We start from the raw sequence: 9,497 nt of genomic DNA, 5'->3' as shown, positions 1-9,497 counted from the left end.
AATGTTCGTGTTCGCCGTGAAGTTCGTCAGCCAGTTGATGCCGCCCTCGGCACCAATGTAGATGCCCGGCTGCGGAGCCTGCGCCTGCGCAGCAACCGGCAGCGCTACAATGGCGGCGGCCGCCAGAAGAGCCTTCTTCATCCGATATCTCCTTACTTGCACAGCCCGTCTCCGAGAGGGTGGGGGCGAAATTCATCGTAGTAACGAGCGGAATGTACCCGACCTTCCCCGGACAAAGCCACAGAGTATGACGAGATCAACTCATTGTTGCCGTGAGTGTGGCAGCCCAGCCACAGCCACGATCAACAAATAGAAGGTTTCGCCACAGGACTCTCAACGAACCCACGACGCCGGCCCAAGAAATCTGCAGGCGCGTAGCAAAAATGACTTTGCCCTCGCCGCCGCCGCGCTGTTGTTCGCAATGGGAGCACCCGAAACCCGCGCGCCACGCCTGTGGTTGGCCGGGCTGTTCGTCGGCATCGGGCTGGGCGCAGTGCGCGGCTCGTTCCTGAAGTTCCAACTCGACCGCATCTACTCCCGGCTGCGACTGCCCAACGGCCGCGACGGGCTTTGGGCCGCGTGCTTGCTGGCCTTCTGCACCCTCCTGGCATCTGGTGCGGGGTTGGCGAATCTGCCCAGTACGGCACTCGGGGTCGGAGCCGCAGGCATGGTCGCGGCCTGCGCCGGTTATCTGACGGGCCGCGCTACCACGCTGTGGCGGCGCTCGCTGTCGGCGCCGCACCACACCCTGCACCACTTCCTGCCGTAGCCTCCTCGGTCACGGAACGTCGGCGAAGGCCGCCCGTTGAGAAATCCTTCCGCCAACGGAGTTGCTCCCATGCGTGAATATGTCGTCACAGCTGCGGTCGTCGCGGCCACTGCCCTGGGCTCGACCAACGACCCGCTGAAGGTCCTCCCCGAGTTCAAGTACGACTCGTGATGGGCGCACTCGCAGAGGAATTCGCACACCCGACATTCCTCTCTTTTCCCGTCATCGCTGCGCGTCTCCTGTTCGCCGCGCTGCTTGGCGCGCTCATCGGCTTCGAGCGCGAGTGGCGCGCACGGCCGGCGGGACTGCGCACCCACATCCTGATCTGCGTCGCCGCCGCGACGTTCGGCATCCTCACTGTCGAGATCTCCCACTCCACCGCCTTCATCGGGCGCGAGGTGCAGGTGGACCCCGTCCGAGCCGTTGAGGCCGTAACGGCGGGTGTTGCATTCCTTGCCGCGGGCTCGATCCTGTTCACGCGGGGCACGGTGCAGGGCCTCACCACGGGCGCCGTGGGTCTCTCCTCCGGCTTCGGCCTTTGGCAGATTGCGGGTCTGGGCACGTTCCTGAGCCTCGTCGTCATGGGTTTGCTTCAGACGCTGGAGGTGAAGCTCGGCATCGGCACTGAGAGGAAGGGCGACGCCGGAAAGAGTGACAGGATAGACGACAGGAAGGACGATCTTGGCGGCCGGTGCTAAACTCCCCGCCGCATGAGCCATCCGCTCTTCCCTTTCCTCGTCTTCCTCGCCGCAGCGGCTGCCCTCCCCGTTGCGGCCCAGACGTCCCGACCAGTGCCCGAACTCGGAACGGCCCCGATACCTCGTCAGCTCCCTACCCTGCCGACGCCGGGCCAGCCTCCGTCGGCCAGCGATGAGGTCAAGGATCCGACGACCGGTTGCGGCGCGGTGATGATGAACGCCGAACCCAGCATTGGAATCACCTGGTCGGGCGCCTGCGACTACGGCCTGGCACAGGGGAAGGGCGTGCTGCAGTGGACCAAGAATGGCGCACCCACCGATCGCTATGAAGGCGAGATGAAGGACGGGCTATACGAGGGCCAAGGAAAGCTGACCTATGCCAACAAGGCTCGTTACGAGGGCGAGTTCAAGGCCGGCGAACGCGACGGCAAGGGCACTTATGTCTTCCCGAGCGGCGCCAGACTGACCGCGGAGTTCCGTGAGGGCCGCCCGCAAGGACATGGTATGTATGTCTGGACCAACGGCAACCGCTATATCGGTGACTTTCGCGACAATCAGCGTACCGGCCGCGGCACCATACTGTTCGCTGACGGCGGCCGGTACGAGGGCGAATTCGTCAACGGCAAGATGCAGGGACGCGGCGTGCGCGTGTGGGCCAACGGGGCGCGCTACGAGGGTGAATGGATGGATGACCGTGCCAACGGCTGGGGCACCAAGTCGGGGGGCCCCGGCGGCCAGATCTTCACCGGCATCTGGACAAACGGTTGTTTCCGCGAAAACCAGCGCTGGGCGACCGTCGGCGCCACTGCACAGGCGTGCGGTTTCCAGTAGGGGGGCGTCGTGTCAGCCAGCCCGAAGCTGATCATGATCCAGTTCCTTCAATGGGTGGCGGCCCGGCCGCGCCGCCGCGAGGATGTGCTCGACGCCTGGCAGAGTTCCTGCCCGCGTTTCCCGGTCTGGGAAGACGCTCGGGCGGACGGGCTGGTGCGCCAATGCGGCGGCGAGGTCGGCGAACACCGGGTCGAGCTCACCGAACGCGGTCGCGCGACGCTCGACCGCGCCTGATGTCCGAAGCGCACACCGCCTCCCAACCGCAAACGACAGCGCGTATAATGATCCCATGACGCTGCAACGCGCCGCACTTTGGGCCGTGGTTATCGCCGCGACGATCCTCCTGCTCGTCGCCGGGCGCGGCCTGCTGCTGCCGTTCGTCCTGGGCATCGTGCTCTGGTACATGGTCGATTCGCTGGCCGACACTTTCGCCCAGCCGCGACTGGGCAGTCTGCGCCTGCCACAGCCATTGTCGATGGCCCTTGCCGTCCTGATGATCGGCGGCCTGTTCTGGATTGTCGGTCGCACGATCGGGCGCAACGTGCAGGCTGTGGTCGAGGCGGTCCCGAGTTATGAAGCCCGCCTCACCCGTCTCGTCGAGCAAGCCACGCGTCTGGCCGGCATCGAGCAGGCCCCCACCCTTTCGGAACTGGTGGCCCGGATCAGTCTGGCCGACACGGTTGGCAGCGTCGCCGCCGCCGCCGCGTCGGTGGTGAGCATCGCCGGCCTCATCCTGATCTACACGCTGTTCCTGTTCGTCGAGCAGGCCCATTTCAAGCGCAAGCTCGGCGCCATCTTTCATGGCGACGGGCAGGAGGCGCGCGTACTGGCCGTGCTCGCCCGCATCGACCGCGAGATCCGCATCTACATCCGCATCAAGACCACGCTCGCGACGGCCACCTCGGCGCTGGCCTTTGTCGTCATGTCCTCGGTCGGCGTCGACTTCGCGGGCTTCTGGGCCGTAATGGTGTTCTTCTTCTACTACATTCCCACCGTGGGCTCGATCATGGCCATCATCGCGCCGGCGCTGCTCACCCTGATCCAGTTCGACAACCTCACGCCCTTCCTGATCGTGTTGCTCGTATTCGGCTCGATCCAGGTCATTACGGCCAACGTCATCGAGCCGGCGATCATGGGGCGCTCGCTCAATCTCTCGCCGCTGGTGGTCATCGTCTCCCTGATCGTGTGGGGAACGATCTGGGGCGTCGTCGGCATGTTCCTCTGCGTGCCCATCATGGTGGTGGCGCTGATCGTGCTCGCACAGTTCGAGGCGACGCGGCCGATCGCCATCCTGCTGTCCGCCGACGGCCGCATCCCGGAATCGACGCCATGAAGAGACTGTTACTTCTCGTCATCCTGCTCGTAGCGTCGCCGGCCTCTGCACAGGTTTCCCCGTCGGACCCACGGCCGTCGCCGATGCCCGTGCCAAAGGGCGAGGTCATGTACTCCTGTCCCGGCGGCATGGACTTCGCCTCTTCCTTCTCGGACGACGGCGAGCAGGCAACGCTGCGCATGCCCGGCCAACCCGAGATAGAATTGTCGCGCGTGCCCGCGGGTTCCGGCTTTGCCTTTTCGGATTCCTACTACGAGCTGCGCGGACGCGGCCGCGAAGTGACGCTCACCGCCGCCGGCCGTTCGATGCGCTGCCACGCCGCCGGCCGGCCGGGCAATCCGCCGCGCACCTACGAGGGCGGTGGCCTTACGGTCACCCTCTTTCCCGACGGGACGTTCCGGCTGCGCGAGAAGCGCGACGGATCGGCAGACCCCCTGCTCGATCTGGGGGAGTGGGCGCAGGAAGTCGAAGGCGGCGTACGGCTGGTCTTGCGCGGAAGCGCAGCACCCCGACGGGCGTTCCGCGAGATCGGAACCGAAAAGCTGATCGCCGACGACGGCAGCGAGCTCCTGCGCACCGAGAAACCCGACCCCATCGACGGCCGGTTCCGGCTCTCCGGCATGTATCGCGACGCGCAGGACGGCGGGTTGTTCGCGCCCTGTCTGGTCGGCCGCATCTATGGCGTGGCACCGGGCGGCGCCGAGCCCGACCTCGAAAAGGCATGGGTCGACGCCACGCCCTCCCGTGATACCAGCCTTTTTGTCGAAATCATCGGCGGTTTCGACAACAACAACTCGGTTACGGTGGATCGCTTCCTCGGTCTGAAGCGCGGCGGTGCCTGCCCGGCGCTGGCGGCGCGCGGCTCGGCGCTGCAGGAAACCGAGTGGCGTCTGGTCGAGCTCGACGGCGATCGTCTCACCTTCGACGACTGGCGGCGGCGACCGCTGATGCGCCTCGACGACCTCGGCAAGTTCACCGCCTCGACGGGCTGCAACACCATGAGTGGCGACTACGTTCTCGATCCAGCCGGGCTTCGCTTTACGCCCGGGCCGATGACGATGATGGCCTGCCCCCCAGCCGAGACGGCGATCGAGAAGGGTTTCGTCGCGGCGCTGGATGCGGTCCGGACCGCGCAAATCTCCGGCACGACGCTCGATCTCATTGACGGGACGGGCAAGAGACGCATGCGCCTCGAGGCCCGAGGCCGCTAACGAAACGCCTCGGGGTCGGCCCGCAGCGTCAGTTTTTTGTCGCCATCGATGGCGATGTGCAGGAACGTGAAGCCGGAGGGAACGGCCGCGGTGTCGGCGTTGCCCTCGAACTCGCGATCGATCTCGTCGAACAGCCGGACGTAGAGCTTCCACTCGATCATCCCAGGCTCGAGCGGGATGCGAACGGGCTCGCTCCAGTCCACGGTGCGACGCCCGCTGTGCACGACGCGATCCGTGGCAACGTCGCGTACGAGCGTCGCTTCGAAGCGGCCGATCGTGGCGGTGCGCGCCGCCTTCGTGGCCGCCTTGGCGACGACGGCGACGCAGATCTGGTTGGGCCGGTCTTCGCGCACGAAAGCGACCGAGCCGCTGTTCATCGTCTCGTCGGGAATGTCGTCGATCCAGCCCAGCCGCTCGACGATGACGACACGCCTCTTGTTCTTGTCGAAACGCCATCCCGGCGGAGGATCGAAGCAACGCCGCACGGTCCGCGCCTCGCCGGCCGGTGCGCGCGCCAATATTTCCGGCGATACCAGCGTATTGGACTCCGGTACGACGGACCGCACCTTCTGGTCGAAGGCGGACGAGCCCACCTTCTCCGGGATCGAGGTGAAAAGCAGCTGGAACGCCACGGTGCGGGAGGCATGGCGCAGGAAAAGCCAGCCGGTGGCAAATCTCACATGCTTCGCGTCGGCCGGGAAAGCGCTGCGCGGCACGACGAACTTCAAGCGCTCGGGCGTCACGACGGCCTCCCCGCGCCAGGAGCCGATCGTCAGCACCGGCGGCGTTCGGTCCCTCGTCAGGCGCAGGCCCAGAATCTCGATCTCGATCATGGGATCGTCGCCGGCCGGAGCAGTGGCAGCCGCCGCGTCGCTCGGCGCTGTCCGCAGAGGCACCAGGTACGTCGGCGTGTAGGAAAGAATGACCGGCGAGAGATCGAACGACGCCATCCACTCCAGGTCCGCCGGAATGCCGCTTGCCGCCAGCGACACGGCAGCGGCCCCCCCGGGGGCGCCGGGGCGATCGATCGCGGCGCGCAACGCCGCATTCACCGCCTCGAGCCTGGCAAACATCTCCTGTCGCGCGGCCGGCAACCGGTCGAAGGGCTGGTCGCGCTCGGCTTCGTAGCGCGAGGTCAGCGCATCGAACAGCAGGCTCGCGGCCCGGAATGATGACGACATCTCGATTCGCGCCAGACTGCCGGCGCGCGCCTGCAGTTCGGCTCGCTCCGCCTGCAGGATGACGAGCTTCTCCGCGATCGTCGGCGAGGCCGGGACGCTTCGGTTTTCTTGCCCCTGAGCGCGGGCGAGCCCGGCGCCCATGACCAGAACGACCACGAACAGCAGCAGGACCAGTGTACGGGTCCGGAGCGATTCGGATGCGGGCGAGCCAGCCGTCATGTCGCGGTTTCTAGCACGACCGCCGCTGGCCGCATCGGCGGCGGATTGTCTTGATCAGTAGGAGAACAGCACCGGCAGGGGCGACGACAGGATGAGGTCACGGGTCACGCCGCCGAAGATCATCTGGCGCAACCGGCTCTGTGTGTAGGCTCCCTTGACGATGAGGTCGGCACCCAGTGCCTGCGCCCGGTCGACGATGGTCTGCCCGGCCGACTTTGATCCTGGCTTCACATGCTGGCCAGTCACGTTGAGACCGTGGCTCTTCAGCGAATCGGCGATTTCCAGGGCTGTCGGACCGGGCACCATCGCCCCTTCGACGCTCAGCACCTCGATGGCCTCGGCGCCGCTCAGGACCGGCATCGCGAGCGAAATCGCACGCGCGCTCTCGGTCGAGCCGTTCCATGCGAACAGGATGCGCTTCCCGACCATGCCGCCATAACCGGGCGGCACCACGAGGACGGGGCGGCCCGAATCGAACAACGCCGTCTCGAAGACGCTTTCCGGCATCTTCGGCAGGGCGCCGGGCTGCGGCAGAACGATGAGGTCATAGGCCCGGCCGATCGTGCCGATCGCCGTCGGACCGCTGTCGTCGGCGGAGCGCCATTCGGAGACGAGGCCCGTCGCCCGTTCTTCGAAGGCCTGCCTGACCGCGGCGACCCGCTGGCGTTCCTCGGCATCCTCGGCGAGGCCGCCGCCGATCGGTGCGCCCATCCCGGCATCCGCCCAGGCCATGCTCATGACACCGTAGGAAGGCGGTTCGAGGCCTATCAGGCGCGCCCCGAACTTGCGTGCGATCTTGGCGGCCAGTTCGAATGCGGCCGGATCTTCCGACGTCCAGGCCATTGTCAGAATGGACTTCATGACACGCCCCCTCCTTGCTTGACCAACGGTAACACGAGGCTCGCCGCAGCGCGCGCCACGACGAACTTGATACAATTCTCACATTGTATCGGTGTGTCGGTCCAATACGTTAAGGGCGATTTTCTAACTTATTGTTCGACAGGGACTTCACTCAGTCCCCAGCATTCTTCAATCCGGAGATACCGATGCTGTCCTTTTTTCGCCGGTTGCTGGCGGACGACAAGGCCGCCACCGCGATCGAATACACGCTGATCGCCTCCCTGATCGCCGTCGCGGCGATCACCGCCATCAGCACCGTCAGCGGCAAGGGCCTCTAACAGGCCGTTGAAGCAGGCTTTTTTGCAGGTACCGGCGAGCAACATCGACCCGCCAGCGGTACCAGGATACCTGAATCAGGGGCGGCGCCTCTCAATTCGTTTGATTCATTTATTTCGTTTATTTCGTTGGTTCGCCAAGGACCGGCATTTTCGACGGCCTGCCAGGCCGGCCCTTCACCGGCGGTCGTGTATCAGGCGATCTGGCGGGCCGAAGGCACGATCCAGGCGAAGCGGTCCGACAGGGCCGCAAGCGTGATCCGGTTGATGACCTCCGCGGCGATCGTATCCCCGCCCGTGGCATCGGGCAGGTCGCGCGTCGCCACCGTATCGGCGGCGATGGTGCTCATGAAACCCTGATCCGTGGCCGCGCGCACCGTCGCCGAAACGCACATATGGGTCATGAAACCGCCGACGATCAGGTTCTTGCGGCCGATCGCAGCGAGGCGCGCCGCAAGGTCGGTGCCTGCGAACGAGTTCGGCATGCCCTTGTCGATGATCGTCTCGCCGTCGCGCGGCGTCAGTTCCTTGACGATCTCGTAGCCCGCCGAGGCCGGATTGAACGCCTTGCCCTTGGACTGGTGGCGCACATGGACGATTGGCGCTCCCGACGCGCGGGCCTTCTCGAGCAGCACGGCCAGCGCGTCCACCGCGGGCTGCACCCCGGTCAGCGGCAGCAATCCGTCCGTATATTCCCGCTGCGCATCGATGATCAGCAGAATACCGTCGGCCATGGTGGCCGGCGTCGGTTGCGCGCCGGCCATCTGCAGCATGGTCATTGCCATGTTCATTCCTTCGACTATGTCTCGGTTGTAGAAGTCTCAGCGCCATCAACGCCTATGGCGGCCCAATTTGCAACATCTTCGAGAGGGGGTCTCAACACCCCTCAAAGCAGGTAGAATCGGCAAATCACCTGCAAACATGCCACGGAACCGTTAGGGAGACCCATGAGAGCGATCATCATCGGCGGCGGCATCATGGGCCTGGCAACGGCCTGGGGATTGGCGCGACGGGGCCACGAGGTGGAGCTGTTCGAGCAGGGCCCGATTCCCAATCCACTGGCCTCGTCGATGGACGAGCACAGGTTGATCCGCCATCCCTACGGCAGCCATGTCGGCTATGCCCGGATGATCGACGAGGCCTATGCGGCGTGGGACCTGCTGTGGGCCGACCTCGGCGAGACTCTGTACGAACCGACCGGCACCCTGGCCTTGAGTGGCAATGGTGCAGACTGGCCGGAAAAATCGGCCGCCGCGCTCGCCTCGATCGGCAAGCCGATGACCGAACTTTCGATGTCGGACCTGCCGCGACGCTTTCCCTTGCTGGATACCAAGGGGCTCGAGCGTGCCTTCTGGATCGACACCGGCGGCGTTCTGCTGGCGCAGGACATCGTGGCAGCGCTCGTACGCCACCTCGGCGCGCAAGCCAAAGTACGATTGCACGGCAACACACCCGTGCGCGCTGTGGATCTCGAGCATGGCCGCATCGTCACGGACGCCGGCGCGACGCACGAGGGCGACATCGTCGTGGTGGCAGCCGGCGCCTGGGCCCCGCGCCTGCTGCCGGCGCTCGGCGCCCGCGTGCTGCCCTCCCGCCAGGTCGTGATCTATTTCGACCTGCCGGAAGACCAGCGCGCGGCCTGGGCGAGAGGACCGATGATCATCGAGAAGACCGGCGACGTCGGCCTCTATCTCGTGCCGCCCGTCCGCGGTCGCGGCATGAAGGTGGGCGACCACGAATTCAGCCGCAGCGGCGACCCCACGGCGTCGCGCGACGCGCACGAGAGCGAGATGCGCGCCCTGCTCGATCGCTGCGGCAGCCTGCTCCGGGGATTCGACCGCTGGCAGGTACGGAACCTGAAGGTCTGCTTCTACAGCGTCACCGACGACGAGCGCTTTGTCGTGGAGAAGCAGGGCGCCAAAGGATGGGCGATGTCGCCCTGCTCCGGCCACGGCTTCAAGTTCGGAGCCCTCTTGGGACTCGAGTTGGCGCGGACCATCGGCGAGAGTCGCGACTCCACGGCGCACGCACGCTGGGCCGCCGGTCTGGTCGGCGATGGGCCGACCTGACAAAATGCCGT

The 9,497-nt window shown here is 65.9% G+C and carries 11 protein-coding genes; 8 read left to right on the top strand and 3 right to left on the bottom strand.

Going from position 1 to position 9,497, the window contains the following annotated elements:
* The first annotated feature begins 421 nt into the window (after positions 1–421).
* From Q7V45_RS21140 to Q7V45_RS21115, 6 genes are all read left to right on the top strand, one after another.
* The gene (locus Q7V45_RS21140; RefSeq protein ID WP_304855775.1) at positions 422–769 is read left to right on the top strand and encodes a hypothetical protein; all 348 of its coding nucleotides are present in this window, start codon (positions 422–424) and stop codon (positions 767–769) included.
* A 170-nt stretch (positions 770–939) separates the two neighbouring features.
* Complete coding sequence (locus Q7V45_RS21135) at positions 940–1,467, top strand: MgtC/SapB family protein (RefSeq protein WP_304855772.1); 528 nt, start codon at positions 940–942, stop codon at positions 1,465–1,467.
* Positions 1,468–1,479: 12 nt separating this feature from the next.
* A complete protein-coding gene (locus Q7V45_RS21130) occupies positions 1,480–2,298 on the top strand; it encodes an MORN repeat-containing protein (RefSeq protein ID WP_304855769.1) in 819 nt (272 codons plus the stop codon).
* Positions 2,299–2,307: 9 nt separating this feature from the next.
* On the top strand, positions 2,308–2,532 hold the full coding sequence (locus Q7V45_RS21125; RefSeq protein WP_304855766.1) for a hypothetical protein: 225 nt from the start codon (positions 2,308–2,310) through the stop codon (positions 2,530–2,532).
* Between the two features lie 55 nt (positions 2,533–2,587).
* A complete protein-coding gene (locus Q7V45_RS21120; protein ID WP_304855763.1) occupies positions 2,588–3,631 on the top strand; it encodes an AI-2E family transporter in 1,044 nt (347 codons plus the stop codon).
* The gene (locus tag Q7V45_RS21115; protein ID WP_304855759.1) at positions 3,628–4,842 is read left to right on the top strand and encodes an META domain-containing protein; all 1,215 of its coding nucleotides are present in this window, start codon (positions 3,628–3,630) and stop codon (positions 4,840–4,842) included. The genes Q7V45_RS21120 and Q7V45_RS21115 overlap by 4 nt, the downstream gene beginning before the upstream one ends.
* Here the strand turns inward: Q7V45_RS21115 and Q7V45_RS21110 are convergent.
* Both Q7V45_RS21110 and Q7V45_RS21105 read right to left on the bottom strand, forming a co-directional pair.
* The gene (locus Q7V45_RS21110) at positions 4,839–6,242 is read right to left on the bottom strand and encodes a hypothetical protein (protein WP_304855756.1); all 1,404 of its coding nucleotides are present in this window, start codon (positions 6,240–6,242) and stop codon (positions 4,839–4,841) included. The genes Q7V45_RS21115 and Q7V45_RS21110 overlap by 4 nt on opposite strands.
* A 54-nt stretch (positions 6,243–6,296) precedes the next feature.
* A complete protein-coding gene (locus tag Q7V45_RS21105; RefSeq protein ID WP_304855754.1) occupies positions 6,297–7,103 on the bottom strand; it encodes a universal stress protein in 807 nt (268 codons plus the stop codon).
* Between the two features lie 185 nt (positions 7,104–7,288).
* On the opposite strand from Q7V45_RS21105, the gene Q7V45_RS21100 reads away from it, so the two are divergent.
* Positions 7,289–7,420: a Flp family type IVb pilin gene (locus tag Q7V45_RS21100; RefSeq protein ID WP_304855752.1), complete on the top strand. Its 132-nt coding sequence runs from the start codon at positions 7,289–7,291 to the stop codon at positions 7,418–7,420.
* 191 nt (positions 7,421–7,611) lie between these two features.
* Here Q7V45_RS21100 and Q7V45_RS21095 read toward each other — a convergent pair whose 3' ends face one another.
* Positions 7,612–8,202, bottom strand: coding sequence for a cysteine hydrolase family protein (locus tag Q7V45_RS21095; protein WP_370692637.1), 591 nt, complete (start codon positions 8,200–8,202; stop codon positions 7,612–7,614).
* A gap of 162 nt (positions 8,203–8,364) precedes the next feature.
* Between Q7V45_RS21095 and Q7V45_RS21090 the strand changes: the two genes are divergently transcribed.
* Positions 8,365–9,486, top strand: a complete 1,122-nt coding sequence (locus Q7V45_RS21090; protein WP_304855748.1) for an FAD-dependent oxidoreductase — start codon at positions 8,365–8,367, stop codon at positions 9,484–9,486.
* The last annotated feature ends 11 nt before the right edge of the window (positions 9,487–9,497 follow it).

It is taken from the genome of Reyranella sp., assembly GCF_030651995.1.
Lineage (GTDB): Bacteria > Pseudomonadota > Alphaproteobacteria > Reyranellales > Reyranellaceae > Reyranella.
This window is presented reverse-complemented; position numbering and strand designations above follow the sequence as displayed.